This is a genomic window from Streptomyces sp. NPDC050704, assembly GCF_040654355.1.
In the GTDB taxonomy this organism is placed as follows: domain Bacteria; phylum Actinomycetota; class Actinomycetes; order Streptomycetales; family Streptomycetaceae; genus Streptomyces.
This window is the reverse complement of the sequence record NZ_JBFAHW010000083.1, coordinates 15,236-31,778: the sequence shown is the minus strand read 5'-3', so window position 1 is coordinate 31,778 and position 16,543 is coordinate 15,236. Positions and strand designations below refer to the sequence as shown.

Sequence of the window (16,543 nt, the reverse complement as noted above, 5' to 3'; positions counted from 1 at the left end):
CCGGGGACGCCGTCGCGGGACACTGCCATTCCTGGCCTGCCCGTACTCGCATGTCGGCGTCGGCGCGAGCTGCGAACCGATGCTCCCAGGGCCATCGACGCAACGGGGTTGGGATGGGATCGCCACAGTCGCGCGAAGCTCCGCCGGGCAAGGGCTCGGTGCTCCTCGCACTTCGCTGCTACGGACGGGAAATGGCCCGGCTCCGGCGGCTGACGGTGCCGGCGATGCTGCTGCCGGCGCTGGGCAACATCGGCATCAGCTACATCGCACCGCTGATCGTCGCGAAGCTGGTGGGCCGGATCGCCGACGACGCCGGCATCGCCATCGGCTCGACCCTGCCCTACGTTCTCGGCTTCGCCGGTGTCCTGCTCCTCGCGGAGGTGCTGTGGCGCGTCGGCCTGCATTTCATGAACCGCCTCGACGCCCTGGGCATCGAGCATCTGTACGTGATCGGCATGGACGAGTTGTTCGCCAAGGACTCCGCGTTCTTCCACGACAACTTCGCGGGCTCGCTGACCAAGCGGGTGCTGAGCTTCGCCTCCCGTTTCGAGCAGTTCGTCGACACGCTGACGTTCCAGGTCGTGGGCAGCCTGGTGCCGCTGCTGTTCGGATCGGTGGTGCTGTGGCGCTACGAACCGCTGCTCGTCGTGGGGCTCTTGGCGATGATCGCGCTGACGGCGCTGTGCGTGACACCCCTCATCCGTCGCCGTCAGGCGCTCGTCGACCAGCGCGAGGCGGCGATCGCCCGGGTGTCGGGCCATGTCGCCGACAGCCTGATGAACATGGACACGGTCCGGGCGTTCGCCGCCGAGGAACGCGAGGCGGCCGAACACCGGTCCCGCGTCGCGGAGTCGCGGCGGCTCTCCCTGAGGTCGTGGGACTACGGCAACCTGCGCATCGACACGCTGGTCGCGCCGCTGTCCGTACTGACCAACGTGCTGGGTCTGCTGCTCGCGGTCGCGCTCGGCGGGGGCAGGCTCGGTGTGGAGGCGGTCGTGGTCGCCTTCACGTACTACACCAACGCGACGCGGATCATGTTCGAGTTCAACCAGATCTACCGCCGCCTGGAGAGCGCGATGACGGAGGCGGCGCAGTTCACCGAACTGCTGCTGAAGCCGCCGACCGTGCTCGACCCGGCGTCGCCTGAGCCGCTGCTGTCCCGGGCCGCCGACGTCCGCTTCGAGCAGGTGACCTTCGCCCACGCGGGCGCGGGGCCGCTCTTCGAGGGCCTGGACCTGGCTGTGCCGAGCGGGGCGAAGATCGGTCTTGTCGGCCGGTCCGGCGGCGGCAAGACCACCCTCAGCCGGCTGCTGTTGCGGATGACGGACATCGACGCCGGCCGGATCCTGATCGGAGGTCAGGACATCAGCAGGCTGCGCCAGACCGACCTGCGCGGCCTGATCGCCTACGTGCCGCAGGACCCGGCGATGTTCCACCGCACGCTGCGGGACAACATCGCGTTCGCCCGGCCGGACGCCACCGACGCCGAGATCCGCCGCGCGGCCGAGGCCGCGCACGTCACGGAGTTCGCCGACGCGCTGCCGGACGGCTTCGACACCATGGTCGGCGAACGCGGCATCAAGTTGTCCGGCGGACAGCGCCAGCGGGTCGCCCTCGCCAGGGCGATCCTGCGCGACGCGCCGATCCTGCTGCTCGACGAGGCGACCAGCGCCCTGGACTCCGAGAGCGAGATCCTCGTCCAGGAGGCGCTGTGGCGGCTCATGGAGGGACGGACTGCGCTCGTGGTGGCGCACCGGCTGAGCACCGTCGCCACCATGGACCGGCTCGTCGTCCTCGACCGCGGACGGATCGTCGAGCAGGGCACGCACCAGGAGCTGCTCTCCTCGGAGGGTGCCTACGCGAAGCTGTGGCAGCACCAGTCGGGCGGCTTCCTCGACGACGACCCTGTCGACGACACACCCCTGGACGACAGCCCCGCGCGGGCCGACCTGCACTGACCCGACCGGGAGCCCGACGGGTGTGAGGCCCTCCTTCCGCGGTCCACCGCATCCGCTCGGTGAGGTCAGACGAGGTGGGCCGGGATGCGGTGATCCGGTCGGCCGTCCTTGGCCAGGATCCAGTGTTCGTCGGGCACCGCGCGGTACAGCGTCAGGCCGGAGTCGCCCCGCACGTCGTCGGCCGTCCAGACGGCGCCGCCGTGCTGGACCGAGCGGCGGGAGAACACCTCGATCGCGCGCTCGGTCCCCGGGCCGTCCACCGATTCGGCAACGGCGGACATGTACACGCCTTGGCCGGTGCCGATCGGTGCCGACGAGTCGAAGACCACGATGCTCACCTGGGGGCGCACCGTGATGTTGCGTGAATGTGCGGCCAGCGGCGAGGAGAGCCAGAAGAACTCGCGGCACTCCAGGTGAGCGAAGTACACCGGCGAACTCCATGGCCGCCCGGCCTCGTCGGCGGTGGCGAGCACCATGTACAGGCTCGCCTCGACGATGCCGCGCGCGATCTCGGCAGCCGATCCGGATGATGAGGATGCTTCGGCGGTATTCATGTCACCGGTCCTTACCGTAGGTGAGGGCGAAGTCCTGCTCCCGTGTGGCGGAGTCGTCGGTCGACATCTCCTGCTCGTCGACCGTTGACGCTCGTCGGGTGTAGGACGGCAGCGGCGGAAGAAACTCATCGGTCCCGCCAGGCGAGTGTCGGACACCTGCCGTGCGGGGCCCCCGCGGCCGGGCTCCTACGGGTTCAACCGCACCGCGATCGAGTACAGGCGCGTGATCTGCTCTCCACTGCTGTTGTCGTCGGAGATCAGATACAGCGGGCGCCGGCCTTTGTACTCGCCGGTGGTCCATTCCTTGCCGAGCGTCATGCCCTCCACGTTGTCGACCAGCGGATTCACCTGTGCCGACCCGGGGGTGGTGACAACTCCCGGGCCGCCCGGCGGGCAGTCCGCCAGGTCGAAGACGGCCTCGTCGCGGGCGAAGACGTCCACGGGAAGGCCGTAGAGGGATCCCTTCCCTGCCACGTTCACCGCCTTTTCGAGAGACAGCTGGACGACGCGTATCGTCGTGCCGAGACCGGCCACGTGCTGGCGCTCCAGGGCGAGGAGCCCTCCCTTGTTGTCGAGGGCGACCGGCTCCACCAGGTTCAGTCCGTCACCGGACAGGTAGGTGTACTGCTCGTCCGGGGTGTAAGTGCCCCCGGACGAGCGGCTGTAGCGCTGGATGCGGATGATCCCCCGGCCGCGCTTGTCGCCGTCCTTGGCCAGCGGTGCCTCCCGGGGAACCGCCTTCAGGGAGTTCGTCTTCCGGGGAAGCGCGGTCTTCGCCCGGGTCTGTCGTGCCGGTCCCGGGGGCGTCACCGTCCGTCCCGGCTTCCGCACGGAGCCGGCCGAGCATGCGGTCCACCTCGGCGGAGTCCGCACCGAGAACGTTGATGGTGACGGGGGCCTGTGGTCGGCGGCCCTGGCGCCAGGCCAGGTACGACAGCGGGAGTTGGGCCACGCCCACCGCGGTGGAGAGCACGGCCAGCACCGCTTCGAGGTCCGGCCCCATCCGTCCCGGAGCGTCTGCGACGACTCGCTCCACGCGGGCGTGGCCGCGCAGCGACCGGTCGTCCGAGAGCCATGCGTACAGAGACCGGAGGTTCTCCTCACGGTCCGGTCCGGTCGACTCGAATCTGATCTCCCCCGACCCGCTCCTCGGTCCCCCACCCGACGCTGTGCCGCAGGCTGTACCCGCACGTTCAGGTTGGCACAAGTGCCCTGCACACAGGGGGAGTTCCCACGCACGGATGAACGACGAGGGAGTCACGTGGCGCCAGGACCGTCAGATGGAGTCCCGTCCACGACGAGCCGACCGGGAGCCGGCCGGGCGGTGATCGGTTCAGGGCAGGGCTACAGGGGCGGTTCGGGTCTCTTCAGAGACCCGGATTCACTCGTCTCCCTGACTCCCACCGCCGCCACGGCGCTTGTCGGAGCTCTTCACGAGTTCGCCCACCGCGAGCGTCGCGGTCGCCACGACGCGGACCCACCGGGGCCCGCCCCTCGCCGCCCACACCACACAGGCGCACCCTGCGACGACGAGTAGCAGGACGCCGAGCAGCACGACGATGATCATGAGTCTCCCCCTGTTTGCGCGTACGTCCTGATCTTCTCAGCCGAGGGCGGCGACGGCATTCGGGGGTCCGGGCAGCGTGCCGCCCGGCGGGGGCGATCACCCCCGCCGGGCGGCAGGAACAGCCGGGTCAGGCGGTGGCGCAGGTGTTGCCGCTGAGAGTGAACGCGGTCGGGGCGGTGTTGGTGGCGCCCTTGGCCGCGGTGAAGCCGACGGTGACCGAGCCGCCGGCCGGGATGGTGGAGGTGTAGGAGGCGGGAGCGACGCTCACCGTTCCGCCGTTCTGGGTGGGGGTTCCTCCCCACATGTTCGAGATGGTCTGGCCGTTGGCGAAGGCGAAGCCCAGCGTCCAGCCGCTGATCGTGCTGGTGCCGGTGTTGCGGATGGTGAGCTCGCCCTGGAAGCCGCCCGGCCACTCGTTGGCGACGCGGTAGCCGACGGAGCAGCCCCCGCCGGGTGTGCCGCCGTCCTCGTCGGTGGTGACGTTCACCGTCGCCGAGCGGGCCGAGCGGTTCCCGGCCGCGTCGCGGGCGTAGACGGCGAAGGTGTACGCCGTGTCGGCGGTGAGGCCGGTCACCGTGACGGTGTTGGTGGGTGAGGCGGCGACCGTGGTCTCGGAGCCGCCGCTCACGCGGACGATGTCGTAGCCGGTGACGCCGGTGTTGTCGGTGGCGGCGGTCCAGCCGAGGGTGACGGAGGTGGCCGCCACGGCGGAGGCGGTCGGGGTGCCGGGGGTGGTCGGGGCCTGGGTGTCCGGGGTGCCGCCGCCGAAGACGGTGGCTTCCTTGGAGGTCTGGCCGATGCCGTTGACGCCGTGGAAGATGCGCTGGCCCCAGGAGCTGAGCCGGCTGGGGTCGAAGTCGATGGCCAGGTCGAGGATCGGGTCGGTGTTGCCGCTCCAGGACCACGCCAGGTAGCCGAGGTCGAGCTGCTCGGCGGCGGCCATCATGGTGTCCTCGTCCGGGTCGCCCCATTGGTCGGCGGGTCCTCCGAACTCGCCGATGAGGATGGGCAGTCCGGCGTTGACGAAGGCGTTCAGGTAGTCGGTGATCTCCTGGGCCGTGTCGTAGACGCTGTACATGTGGATCGAGAAGATGAGGTTGCCGGTGGGGTCGGCGTCGTAGACGGACTGGGCGTTGGCGCGCATGACGCCCTGCCAGTCCTGGCCCCAGTTGGGCGCGTCCACCATGATCGTGTGCTCGAACCCCGCGCTGCGCAGCTTCTTCACGGCGGCGGTCGTGGGCTCGGTCCAGCCCGCGGGGTTGGTGTTGCCCCAGGGCTCGTTGCCGATGTTGATGATGACGTAGTTCTCTTCGCCGGCGAGCACGTCCTTGAGGCCGATCCAGTAGTCGGCCGCGTGGTCGAGCGTGCCGGCCGCGGCCTCCTCGCCGTAGCCGGTGGTGTCGTGCACCTCCAGTACGCAGATGAGCCGGTTGGCCTTGCACTGGGTGACAACGTTGGCCACGTCCGCGGCGCTGTTCTCGGTCCAGCGGTGGCCGTCGGAGAGGACGACGCGGACGGTGTTGGAGCCCAGCGCCTTGATGTCGGACAGCGACTGCGTCTCACCCGGATACCAGGTGTGGGCGTGGTTGACGCCGCGCATGACGAAGTCGTTGCCGTTGCCTTCGAGCAGCCGGCCGTCGCTGATGTGAAGGCCGGTCGCAAGGGTGCCGGGCGACTGCGCCAGGGCGGGGGTCGGGCCGAGGCCGCCCAGGACGACGAGTCCGAGGAAAGCGGCCAGGGCGGTCAGCAGAGTGGTGACGGGGCTCTTTCGTGTGCGTGTCGTGCTTCTTGTTGTTCTCACTGCGACTCCAGAAAGTGAGCGCCAAGAAACCTGAGCATCAGAAGAATCGTGGGAGCGCTCCCATAGAGCCACCATGCCAGGGACACGTCAATACCTCGCGCACGTTCCGTACGTGAATGGCCGAGCCGAGTGCCCCCGGATCCAGCAGAGCCCGGCCGCCGGAGCCGTCCTGAGCGGCTCCTCGGGAAGGAACGCGAAGCGCCGCGCGGCAGACCGGCGGACCGACGGCCTGCCGCGCGGTGCTCCCCCGCACTCACCCCTTCGCGCCGCCCCCGTCCGGCAGGGCGCCGGTGCGGGCCACGTCGGCGTACCACCGCGCGCTGGCCTTGGGGATGCGCTTACCGGTCGGATAGTCGACGTAGACGGCACCGAAGCGCTTGCTGTAGCCGTAGCCCCACTCGAAGTTGTCGAGGAGGGACCACAGGAAGTAGCCCCGGACATCGACGCCGGCCATGATCGCCCGGTGCACGGCCGACAGGTGGCCGTGGAGGTAGGCGATGCGTTCGGGGTCGGCCACCTCGCCCTCCGGGTTGACGTAGTCGTCGAACGCGGCCCCGTTCTCGGTGATCATCAGAGGCATCGCGGGGAAGTCCGCCTTGAGTCGCATCAGCAGGTCGTACAGACCGCTGGGGTCGACCGCCCAGCCCATCGCGGTGGTACTGCCCGGCGGCCGGTGGAAGGCCACGTTGTCGGCGCCCGGCCAGGGGCTGTGCTCGCTCGCCCCGTGACCGTCGGAACCGTGGCTGGCCTCACCGGTGGCGGCGGAGACGAGGGTGGGCGTGTAGTAGTTGACGCCCAGGAAGTCCAGCGGCTGGTGGATCGTGGCGACGTCGCCGTCCCGTACGAAGGACCAGTCGGTCAGGCTCGCCGTGTCCTGGAGGAGATCCTGCGGATACCGGCCTTCCAGCATCGGGCCGGTGAAGACCCGGTTGGCCAGCGCGTCGATCCGGCGGGCCGCGTCGAGATCCTCGGCGGCCTCGGTCAGCGCGCGGACGTGGTGGATGTTCAGCGTGACGGCCGTCCGCGCGCGGGCGGGCAGTTCGGCGCGCAGCGCCTGAACCGCCTTGCCGTGGGCGAGGTTGAGGTGGTGCGCCGCGCGCAGCGCCGCGACCGGGTCGGTACGCCCGGGCGCGTGGACACCCGAGCCGTATCCGAGGAAGGCGCTGCACCAGGGTTCGTTGAAGGTGGTCCAGGTCTTCACCCGGTCCCCCAGCGCGCGGGCCGCCAGCGCCGCGTAGTCGGCGAACCGGTCGGCGGTGGCACGCTCCGGCCAGCCGCCCGCGTCCTCCAGCTCCTGCGGCAGGTCCCAGTGGTAGAGCGTGACGACCGGCTCGATGCCCTTCTCCAGCAGTGCGTCGGTCAGGGCACGGTAGAAGTCGAGCCCCTTCTCGACCGCCGGGCCGCGGCCGGTCGGCTGCACGCGCGACCACGACAGGGAGAACCGGTAGGCGCTCACTCCGAGGTCGGCCATGATCTCGACGTCCTCGCGCCAGCGGTGGTAGTGGTCGGTGGCGACGTCACCGGTGTCGCCGTTGCGCACCCTGCCGGGCGTGTGCGAGTAGGTGTCCCAGATCGAAGGGGTGCGTCCGTCCGCGGAGGCGGCACCCTCGATCTGGTACGCGGCGGTCGCCGTGCCCCAGGTGAACCCCTGCGGGAACCTGATGACGGCGGTGTTCTCCGGGGCGGGCGCGACACGTCGGGTTACGGTGGTCACGTGGGTCCTTCCAGCTGTCCTGCGGAACGGGAGGGGCGAAGCGGGGTGGCGGGCGTCGAAGGGCCGCGGCAACGGGGGGACGGCGGAGCCTTCATCCCTTGACCGCTCCCTGCATGATCCCGCCGACGATCTGACGGCCGAAGACCACGAACAGGGCGAGCAGGGGCAGCGTGCCGAGCAGGGCGCCCGCCATGATCAGCGACTGGTCGCGTACGTAGCCCGCGCTGAGCTGGGTCAGCGCGACGGGGACCGTCGGATTGCTCATGTCGAGCACGATGAACGGCCAGAAGAAGTCGTTCCAGGCATGCACGAACGTGATCATGAACAGCACGGCCATGGGAGGCCGGGCGATCGGCAGCACGATGCTCCAGAAGATACGCAGCGAGTGCGCACCGTCCACCCGCCCGGCCTCGACGAGTTCGTCCGGCAGCGCCTCGGACAGGTACTGCCGCATGAAGAACACACCGACGGCGCTGACGAGCGTGGGGAAGATGACGGCGGGCAGCCGCTGCCCCCAGCCCAGCTCGGTCATCATCATGAACAGCGGTACGACGCCGAGTTGGGGCGGCACCATCATCGTGCCGATGACCAGCATCAGCAGAATGTTGCGGCCCTTGAAACGGAGTTTGGCGAACGCGAAGCCGGCCAGCGTGGCGAACAGCACCGTGGACAGAGCGATCACACCCGCCACGATCAGGCTGTTGAGCATGGCCTTGCCCAGCGCGGCGTCCTGCCAGGCCTTGCCGAGGTTCTCCAGCAGGTGAGGTCCGGGCAGGAACGGCGGAGGCGTCTGGGTGACACGCGTGTTGTCGGTCGATGCCGCCACCATCGTCCAGTAGAGCGGGAAGAGCGAGAACAGGGCCGCGATTCCCAGGAGGATGTAGGCGACGGGACCCGCGTGGTGCTGGCGTCCGGCGCCCGGATGCCGGAACAGTTGCCGGCGCCGTCCGGCGGGCGGGGCGGACTTGCGGGCCTTCCGCTCGGTCCCCGGGCGCGCGTCCGTCGTCTGGACCGGGATGCTGTCTGTGGTCATGGAAATCTCCCGGTCAGGCCCTGCGCGCCAGGACGCGCTTGACGATTCGTTGGACGACGAACACGAGAATGAGCACCAGGAACATCGCCCAGGCGACCGTGGCGGCCCGGCCCATCTGATAGTTCTTCCAGCCCTCCTCGTACAGCAGCAGACCCAGCGTCTGGTACTGGTTGTCCGCTCCCCCGGTGATGCCGTTCGGACCCTGGCCGAAGATCAGGGGCTCACCGAAGAGCTGGGTGGCGCCGATCGTGGACAGGACGATGGTGAACACGATGGTGGAGCGGATGCCAGGGACGGTGACCTTCAGGAACTGCTGCCACCGCGAGGCGCCGTCGATGGCCGCGGCCTCGTACCGGTCGCGCGGGATCGCCTGCATCGCGGCGAGGTAGAGCAGGGCGTTGTACCCGGTCCAGCGCCAGATGACGATCGAGGAAATCGCCGCCTGCGCGGCCCACTTGTTGTTCTCCCAGTCGATGTTGTCGACACCGAACAGGCTCAGCATCCAGTTGATCATGCCGAAGTCGCGTTCGAAGAGCATCGTGAACACCAGGGCCGCGGCACCCACCGACGTGGCGTACGGCGTCAGGGCGGCGACACGGAAGAACGTCGAGCCGCGCAGCCGGTAGTTGAGCAGGTGCGCCAGTCCCAGTGCCATCAACAGCTGCGGCACGGTCGACAGGACACCGATGGTGAAGGTGTTGAGCAGCGCGTTCCAGAAGCGTTCGTCCTCCCACAGCGCCGTGTAGTTGTCGAAACCCACCCACTCCATGAGGTTCAGGGTCGACAGTTCGACGCGGTGCAGGGAGATCCACGAGGTGTAGATGAGCGGGTAGAAGCTGAAGGCGGCGAAGACGACGAAGAACGGGGCGACGAAGGCGTACGGCGCGCCCCGGACGTCGAGGCGGTGCAGCAGTGTGCGGCGCCGCTGACGCTCCGCGCCGCTGCCGGTCCCGGCCGGCGGGGCGGTGCCGGGCGCGCCGTCTGAGGGTGTCGAGGTGGAGATGGCCACCGGAAGGCGTCCTTCCTGGAGGGTGAGAGCCTGTTTCTGAACCCCCGTCGTCCGCGCAGCGACCGCGGCGGCCGTCGGACACAGCCGGTGCGTGCCCTCGCGGCGTGCGGCGTTGCGCAGGCAGGGGTTCAGAAACAGGTTCTGCGGGAGGCGAGCAGGGGCCCGGCGGCCCATACATACGGGCCGTGCGTGGGGCGCCGGGCGACTGGGTGGGGCCTGTGTCGGAGGTGGCGTCGTCCGCCCGAAGGGGTGGGCCGGGCGGCGGCGAGAGGGCCCCGCGCGAGCTCGGGTTCGAGCGTGCGGGAGCGTGCTCTGGGGGTCCCCCGGCCGAAGGCCGGGGACTGCCGGGTGGAAGGCGTCGTCCGCCCGAAGGGCATGGACGCACTTGGGTTTTCGCCCGGCAGGCGCCACTTTCGACACAGGCCTCAACGGAGCTGGACGACGGGACCCGAGGTCACCCGGCAGCCTTCTCGATGCGCTTGTCGCTGGTCTCCCATGCCTCGTTCGGGCTCTTGTTCTGCGCCTCGATCAAGGTCAGGCCCTGCGAGAAGATGTCCTTGATGGTGCCGTCCTTGCGGCCGAGCACCTGCTCGTCGGGGATCTCCTGGGCCGCGGCGCCGAAGATCTGCCCGATGGGCGCGCCGCTGAAGTAGTCCGACTTGGCGTTGACCACTTCGGGCATCTCCAACGCGGTCTGCGACGAGGGGAGGTTGCCGAGCTTGTTGAAGATGTAGGCCTGCTGCTCAGGGGCGGTGAGCCAGGCCACGAGCTCCTGCGCCTCCTTCTTGACGGGGCTCTGCTCCATCACGCCGAGGAACGCTCCGCCCCAGTTGGCACCCTTGGGTGCCTTGGCGACGTCCCACTTGCCCTTGTTCTTCGGGCCCGCCTTCTCGCTGATGTGCGCGAGCATCCACGCCGGGCAGACGGTGCTGGCGAAGGTGCTGTTGGCCAGACCGGGGTCCCAACCGGGCTGGAACTGGCGGAGCTTCGCGGTCAGATCGGACGTGGCCGCCTCGGAGGCCAGCTTCCACGCGTCCTTCACGACAGGGTTGGTGGCGTAGATCAGCTCACCCTTCTTGTCGTAGAACTGCTGGGGGGCGCCGTAGATCATGGCGTTGAACAGCCCGCTGGAGCTGTCCATGAAGGCGACCTTGTCGTCCTTCGAGTTCTTCTTGAACCGCTTGCCCGCGTCGACGTACTTCGACCAGTCGCCCTCCCACAGCTTGGCGACCTCGTCGCGGTCGGTGGGCAGGCCGGCCTGCTCGAAGAGGTCCTTGCGGTAGCAGACCGCCATCGGGCCGATGTCGGTGCCGAGGCCGATGACCTTCTTGTCCGAGGTGGTGACCTGGCTCTGCTTCCAGGGAAGGAAGTGGTCCGTCCCGGTCATGCCGGCCATACCGACGAACTTGTCCTTCTGGGTGTCGGACAGTTCCTTGGCCCGACCAATCTCTATGCCCTGGATGTCCTTCAGCCCGCTGCCGGCGGCCAAGTGGGTCTGCAGGGCGGTGTAGTAGGTCTGCTCGTCGCCCGCGACGTCCGCCTTGATGGTGACGTTCGGGTTTTCCTTCATGTACCTGTCGAGCAGATCGGTCTCCTTGAAGCCCATGACGCCGAACAGCCCCATGGTGATGGTGACCTTGCCGTCCTTCTTCCCACCGCCGGTCCCCCCGTCACTGCTGCCCCCGCAGCCCGCGACCAGACCGAGAGCCGACACAGCCGATACGGCGGCCACCAGCCTCGTACGCAACTTCCTTCGGAACTTGTCCACTTCGTCCTCCTAGCGGCGGCGCTGACGCACCGGAGTTCGAGCCCCACGGTCCGCTCCGTAGGCACGATTTGTCTGGTGGGTACGTTCCCAAACGGCAATGGGAACGTGCCCACTCAGAAGCTCGAAGCCTGGCCGCCGTGAAAGGGGTCTGTCAAGAAGTTGAATCCACTTCGTTGCGGGAAGGTGTCCTGCCCCCTTGCCCGGACCCTGCGGACGCTCTGCCTCGGTCTGGCACAATGCGCAGGTGAAAGCCCGTCCGAGCAGCGCGGATCAAGGGAGTCGTCATGGGGGGCAGGCAACGCCCGACCATCAAGACCGTGGCCGCGCGTGCCGGCGTCGGACGCACCACGGTTTCACGAGTCATCAACGGCTCGGAGCTCGTCAGCGACAAGGCCAGGGCCGCCGTGCTCGCCGCCATCGCCGAGCTGAACTACGTACCGAACTCGGTCGCCCGGGGGCTGGTGACGAGCAGGACGAACTCCGTGGCCCTAGTGATCCCCGAGTCGGAGAGCAGGCTGGGCTCGGAGCCCTACTTCTCGGCGGTCATCCGCGGCGTCAGCACCGCCCTCGCGGAGACACGGACGCAGCTCCAGCTGGTACTCGTACGCGACCAGGCCGAGCGGGACCAGCTCACCGAGTCGGTGGCGGAGCGCCGTGTCGACGGAGTTCTCCTGGTCTCGGTGCACGAACACGACCCGCTGCCGGGGCTGCTGGAGGACATGGGGCTGCCCACGGTGCTCGCCGGCCGCCGCTCCCGTGACGAGTCGCTCAGCCACGTGCACTCCGACAACGCGGGCGGGGCCGCGGCGGCCGTCGACCACCTGCTCGCGCGAGGACGGCGGACCATCGCCACGATCAGCGGGCCCCTCGACATGGACGTGGCGCGCAGTCGGCTCCAGGGCTGGCGTGAGGCCTTGGAGAAGGCGGGCCGCGACGCATCGGACCGTTTCGTGGCCTCGGCCGACTTCACCGAGGAGGGCGGCGAGGCCGCGATGCGTTCACTCCTTGAACAAGTCCCCGATCTCGACGCCGTGTTCGTCGCCTCGGACGTCATGGCGGTAGGGGCGCTGGCGGAGTTGCGCAGGCAGCGGCGCCGCATCCCCGACGACGTGGCAGTGATCGGATTCGACGACTCCATCATCGCCCGGCACAGCAACCCGCCCCTCACGAGCGTGCGTCAGCCCGTCGAGGAGATCGGCAGCACGATCGCCCAGATCCTCCTGGAGGAGATCGACGACCCCGACGAGCCGCGTCGGCACGTCGTTCTTCCCACCGAACTCGTGGTACGCGAATCGTCCTGAGACGCCGGTGGACGGGCCGCGCGGGTGGTGGTTCAGCGATCGGTTCGTCGTGCGGGTCTGTTCCGGTCAGCAAGGCATCCGGCGCCCCGACTCCCTTGCCTTTTCGCGCAGTCCCGACTCCCAGGCTTGTCCCCCTGCTGGGGCGGCCATCCCGGTAACAGCCGAGACCTGCAGAACCAAGGGCGGATTCCAGCGATCATCCGCGAGTCGCGCCGGCCGAGGGCTGTCTCGGCCGGCGGATAGCGGGTCCGGCTCCCACCGGGGCGGGCAGGTGGGGCGGAGTGAGGAATCAGTGATCGTCGGTGATGGTGGTGGCGGTGCCGTTGCTGATCTTCACCTCGGCGGAGACGCCGGCGCCCTGGGCGGCCTTCTCGAGATCGGCTTCGGTGCACTCGGTGGCGGCCTGCCCGTCCTCGTCACCGCAGATGTCGCCCGTTCCCCAGATCTTCGTGTCCTCGGCGATGAAGAACTGCTGCTGGGTGCCCTTCATGTCGGACACCGTGTACTTGCCCGGCGCCAGGTAGGACACCGTTCCGAACCATGTGCCGTTGACGCCCTTGCCCTGGTTGATGCCCTCGATCGTGCCCTCGCCGGACCTGTCCTCGCCCTCGGGAGTGGAGTTGCCGGGCGCGGGCGTGGAGTTGTCGGCACTGTCGTCGACGGCGGGGCCCTCGTCCGGCGCGGCCGTCTCGGTGATCTTCGTGGCGATGCCGTCCTTCATCACCACGTCCGCCGACACCGACCCACCCTTCAGGACCTTCTCCAGCTCATCGGTCGTACAGGCGGTGTCAGCCGTCGGGTAGTCGCCGCAGATGACGCCCGCCCCGAACACCTTCGTGTCCTCGGCGACGAAGAACTGCTGGTCCTTCTCGATGGTGTTGACGATGTACTTGCCCGGAGCCAGGTACTCCACCACGCCACCGGTGAAAGTCCCGCTGACTCCCTTGGCCTTCGAGACCGCCTGCGCCGAGGCCGCGGCACCGGCGGCGTTGTCGACGGACTTGCCCGCGCCCTCCGCGGAGTCGTTCTGGCACGCCGTCAGCAGCACAGTGCCTGCGGCTAAGGCGGCGGCGATCACGACGGACTTGGTACGGCGGGTGGAGATCATGGGTGATGCGGTCCTTTCTCACACGGGCCGATCCTGTGTTCTCGGCCCAGCCAGCAATCTGCTGTGCCATCACCATGCGTCACCCCAGAGGCCTCGGGAAAGCGATGTCCTCGACCTCTGACACCGTTGTCACCATTCCAGGACACCGCAACATCCGTGCACCGACGGAAAGGTGAGGCAACCTCAGCGCCTTCCTGCCCGTCCGCCCCGCGCGGCGCGAGCCGCCCCACTTCCCGCCCCACTTCCCGCCTCGTGACCCACGCCCGGAAGAAACTGCTGCACACCCCTAGGTACCGACTGGACGGTATGCCATTCTTCGATCCCACAAGGGTGCGGAGCCGCGGCCACGCTCCGCACCGGAGCGAGCCGTATTCGGCGGAGGACCGCAATGCACAACGCCGTACGACACCAGATGCGGGCGCTTCCCCAGCAGCCCTCGGTCCCGTCCTCGCGCGCCGGGCGCAGGCGCTCGCTGGTCGACGCCGAGGCGCTCGACGTGCTTCATCGAGCCGCGCGCGAGCTGCTGGGTGACCTCTCCGCGTTGACAGACCGGTTGATGGCCGCTCTGCGCGAAGAGGAACCGACGTACCGCGCTCTCCTCAGGGAAGACGCCGAGGCCTCCCGGCAAGAGGCGTACCGGTCGCTGGAACACAGCGTCGGTTCGCTGCTCGGTTCGAGGACGACCCGGGACACGGCCCGGCACTGCTCACGGAACATCGCCGCCGCGTGGGCCGAGCGCGGCCGGCCGCTGGAAGCTCTGCTGCACGCCTTCCGGCTCGGTGGATCCCTGGTGTGGCAGGGCCTCCTCGCCGCGACCGCGCGCCGCGCTCCCGAGGACGTACGCCTGCTGGTCCATGTGGCCGGCGATGTCTGGGCCTTCGTCGACGAGCACTGTGCCATCGCGGCCGACACCTACCGGGAGATGCGGCGCCGGGAGGCCTGGCGCCGCGAGAACCGCCTCCGCCTCATGACGGCCGCCCTCCTCGCGGGCACCACCCGCATCGCCGAACTGCCCGAGGTCGCCGCCGCCCTGTCCCTTCCCCAGCAGGACCACTACGCCGTTGTCGGCGTCACCGCGGGCACTGCGCTCGCCCACAGCCGCGCCGCCCCGGCGCCCGCATCGCTCGGCATGCGACTCCTGTGGCACCGGGGCGATGCCGTGGAGTACGCGATCGTCGCGGTGGGAGACACGGGCCCCGAGCGCCTTGCCGAGGAGTTCGGCGGGCAGCCCGGCAGACGGGTCGGGATCAGTACGACCGTCGAGGGCCTGGCAGCCGTGGGCGAAGCCCGGCGGCAGGCGGAGATGGCCCTGCGCATCTGTCCGGACACCGGTGGCACCGTGGCACTCCGGGATCACCTGGCCTCCGCACTGCTGGTCACCGCGCCGGAGTTGGGGAACTCCCTCGCGGATCAGGTGCTCGGACCCCTGCTCGATCTGGAGCCGTCCGACCGAGACGTGCTCCTCGACACCTTGGCCGTCTGGCTGGAGTGCGACGGCTCCGCACAGCGCGCGTCCGAACGCCTCTACTGTCATCGCAACACGGTCCTCAACCGCCTGCGCCGATGCGAACAGCTCACGGGCCGGTCCCTGGCCCGCCCGACCGACCTGGTGGACGTCAGCCTGGCGCTCAGCGCGCGCCGGCTCCTGCGCCGCCGGTAGCGATACACGGCGGTGTCACGGTCCGCCGCCGTGCCGCCGGTGCGTGAACTTCGACAACTGCCGGCTGCCCTCCCCCGGCCGGGGCAATGCCCCTCAGAGCACTCCCGATCCGATCCACCCGCCAGTCACCGGCCACGGCCGGCGCTCACTGTTTAGGCGGCTTGATGAATTCGGTGACCGGACGCTCCAGGTGCTCTCCGTCGACGATGAGGTCGACGGCTTCGTTGTAGAAGGCCACCAGGTTCTTGATGTTGCTGACGGCGGGCAGTGGGTCGGGGTAGCTCCACACGATGTTCGTCAGCGGATCGTTGCCCTCCCACGACCAGTATTCGGTGGCCACGCCCTTGTAGGGGCAGCGGGTCTCGTGATCCGCGGGAGTGAGCAGGTCGAGGCGGACGTCTTCGCGCGGGATGTAGTACCGGACCGGGAGGTGGGTCTCGAAGAGGAGTATCGGCCTGTGGGTGTCCGCGACGAGGCTGCCGTCGATGCGGACCTGGACGTGCCGGGTGCTGGGCACGGCGTCGACCCGCTTGTGGGGGTCGCGCGGATGCACGAAGATCTCCTCTTCCTCTTCGTACCAGTGGTCGAGCACGTCCCGCCCGAACCACTCGAAGGAGATGTGGCCTGCCAACTCCTCACCGGGGTAGGTCCATGCCGCGCTGTGGATGGTCTCACCGTCGACTTCGAGGTCGTAGAAGAGTGTCGCGCCGGCGTGCCGCCGGGTGGCGGGCCGCTCGGCCTTTCGCAGCAGGTCGGTCCGGACGTCGTCGTGCGGGAACGCGTACAGCGGCACCGGACGGCCCGGTTCCCAGACCAGGATCGGCCGTCGGCTGTCGACGACGGTGACCTCGCCCTTCCTCCCGCGCACCCAGCGCTCGCTGGGCTCCCAGACGACGCTGTCGGCGGGTTCCGGTGAGCGGCGAAGCACCGGGACGGCGGGCGAACTGTTGCTCGGTGGGTTCATGTGTGCCTCCTGACCGGAGCGTACGGGCGTCCCGTACTTGATCTCCATCGGTGACGCCGATCACCGAACTCCCCGCAACTCGGCCCACCGGCGGGCGGCGAAGTTC

13 protein-coding genes and 1 pseudogene are annotated in these 16,543 nt (G+C 69.2%); 3 read left to right on the top strand and 11 right to left on the bottom strand.

The window, feature by feature from the left end:
• Positions 1–113 precede the first annotated feature (113 nt).
• Positions 114–1,958, top strand: coding sequence for an ABC transporter ATP-binding protein (locus tag AB0I18_RS36140; RefSeq protein ID WP_363109920.1), 1,845 nt, complete (start codon positions 114–116; stop codon positions 1,956–1,958).
• A 65-nt stretch (positions 1,959–2,023) separates the two neighbouring features.
• Here the strand turns inward: AB0I18_RS36140 and AB0I18_RS36135 are convergent, their stop codons facing one another.
• The 9 genes and pseudogenes from AB0I18_RS36135 to AB0I18_RS36095 all read right to left on the bottom strand — a co-directional run bounded on the left by AB0I18_RS36135 (position 2,024) and on the right by AB0I18_RS36095 (position 11,404).
• Entirely contained in the window at positions 2,024–2,512 is a 489-nt protein-coding gene (locus tag AB0I18_RS36135; RefSeq protein ID WP_363109919.1) for a pyridoxamine 5'-phosphate oxidase family protein, read from the bottom strand.
• A 186-nt stretch (positions 2,513–2,698) separates the two neighbouring features.
• Positions 2,699–3,322, bottom strand: a complete 624-nt coding sequence (locus AB0I18_RS36130) for an esterase-like activity of phytase family protein (protein WP_363109935.1) — start codon at positions 3,320–3,322, stop codon at positions 2,699–2,701.
• Positions 3,323–3,374: 52 nt separating this feature from the next.
• Positions 3,375–3,773 (bottom strand): annotated as a pseudogene (locus AB0I18_RS36125) (hypothetical protein); the annotation flags it as partial.
• A 120-nt stretch (positions 3,774–3,893) separates the two neighbouring features.
• Positions 3,894–4,079 carry a hypothetical protein gene (locus AB0I18_RS36120; RefSeq protein ID WP_363109918.1) on the bottom strand — a complete coding sequence of 62 codons (186 nt, stop codon included), beginning with the start codon at positions 4,077–4,079 and terminating at the stop codon, positions 3,894–3,896.
• Between the two features lie 127 nt (positions 4,080–4,206).
• Entirely contained in the window at positions 4,207–5,880 is a 1,674-nt protein-coding gene (locus AB0I18_RS36115; RefSeq protein ID WP_363109917.1) for a cellulase family glycosylhydrolase, read from the bottom strand.
• A 253-nt stretch (positions 5,881–6,133) separates the two neighbouring features.
• On the bottom strand, positions 6,134–7,594 hold the full coding sequence (locus AB0I18_RS36110) for a GH1 family beta-glucosidase (protein WP_363109916.1): 1,461 nt from the start codon (positions 7,592–7,594) through the stop codon (positions 6,134–6,136).
• A gap of 91 nt (positions 7,595–7,685) precedes the next feature.
• A complete protein-coding gene (locus AB0I18_RS36105; RefSeq protein WP_363109915.1) occupies positions 7,686–8,627 on the bottom strand; it encodes a carbohydrate ABC transporter permease in 942 nt (313 codons plus the stop codon).
• Between the two features lie 13 nt (positions 8,628–8,640).
• Positions 8,641–9,636: a sugar ABC transporter permease gene (locus AB0I18_RS36100; protein WP_363109914.1), complete on the bottom strand. Its 996-nt coding sequence runs from the start codon at positions 9,634–9,636 to the stop codon at positions 8,641–8,643.
• Positions 9,637–10,090: 454 nt separating this feature from the next.
• Complete coding sequence (locus AB0I18_RS36095; RefSeq protein WP_363109913.1) at positions 10,091–11,404, bottom strand: extracellular solute-binding protein; 1,314 nt, start codon at positions 11,402–11,404, stop codon at positions 10,091–10,093.
• A 284-nt stretch (positions 11,405–11,688) separates the two neighbouring features.
• Here AB0I18_RS36095 and AB0I18_RS36090 point away from each other — a divergent pair, with 284 nt between their 5' ends.
• Entirely contained in the window at positions 11,689–12,705 is a 1,017-nt protein-coding gene (locus tag AB0I18_RS36090) for a LacI family DNA-binding transcriptional regulator (RefSeq protein WP_363109912.1), read from the top strand.
• Positions 12,706–12,994: 289 nt separating this feature from the next.
• On the opposite strand, the gene AB0I18_RS36085 is transcribed toward AB0I18_RS36090, so the two are convergent.
• Positions 12,995–13,813: a hypothetical protein gene (locus AB0I18_RS36085; protein WP_363109911.1), complete on the bottom strand. Its 819-nt coding sequence runs from the start codon at positions 13,811–13,813 to the stop codon at positions 12,995–12,997.
• 412 nt (positions 13,814–14,225) lie between these two features.
• Here AB0I18_RS36085 and AB0I18_RS36080 point away from each other — a divergent pair, with 412 nt between their 5' ends.
• Positions 14,226–15,473, top strand: a complete 1,248-nt coding sequence (locus AB0I18_RS36080) for a helix-turn-helix domain-containing protein (RefSeq protein ID WP_363109934.1) — start codon at positions 14,226–14,228, stop codon at positions 15,471–15,473.
• A gap of 145 nt (positions 15,474–15,618) precedes the next feature.
• On the opposite strand, the gene AB0I18_RS36075 is transcribed toward AB0I18_RS36080, so the two are convergent.
• Positions 15,619–16,437 carry a DUF427 domain-containing protein gene (locus AB0I18_RS36075; protein WP_363109910.1) on the bottom strand — a complete coding sequence of 273 codons (819 nt, stop codon included), beginning with the start codon at positions 16,435–16,437 and terminating at the stop codon, positions 15,619–15,621.
• Positions 16,438–16,543 lie beyond the last annotated feature (106 nt).

What these genes read in the sequence shown, in the direction of transcription:
- AB0I18_RS36140 (WP_363109920.1), top strand. Translation starts at nt 114, where the DNA reads ATGGGATCGCCACAGTCGCGCGAAGCTCCGCCGGGCAAGGGCTCGGTG.
- AB0I18_RS36135 (WP_363109919.1), bottom strand. Translation starts at nt 2,512, where the DNA reads ATGAATACCGCCGAAGCATCCTCATCATCCGGATCGGCTGCCGAGATC.
- AB0I18_RS36120 (WP_363109918.1), bottom strand. Translation starts at nt 4,079, where the DNA reads ATGATCATCGTCGTGCTGCTCGGCGTCCTGCTACTCGTCGTCGCAGGG.
- AB0I18_RS36105 (WP_363109915.1), bottom strand. Translation starts at nt 8,627, where the DNA reads ATGACCACAGACAGCATCCCGGTCCAGACGACGGACGCGCGCCCGGGG.
- AB0I18_RS36090 (WP_363109912.1), top strand. Translation starts at nt 11,689, where the DNA reads ATGGGGGGCAGGCAACGCCCGACCATCAAGACCGTGGCCGCGCGTGCC.
- AB0I18_RS36085 (WP_363109911.1), bottom strand. Translation starts at nt 13,813, where the DNA reads ATGATCTCCACCCGCCGTACCAAGTCCGTCGTGATCGCCGCCGCCTTA.
- AB0I18_RS36080 (WP_363109934.1), top strand. Translation starts at nt 14,226, where the DNA reads ATGCGGGCGCTTCCCCAGCAGCCCTCGGTCCCGTCCTCGCGCGCCGGG.
- AB0I18_RS36075 (WP_363109910.1), bottom strand. Translation starts at nt 16,437, where the DNA reads ATGAACCCACCGAGCAACAGTTCGCCCGCCGTCCCGGTGCTTCGCCGC.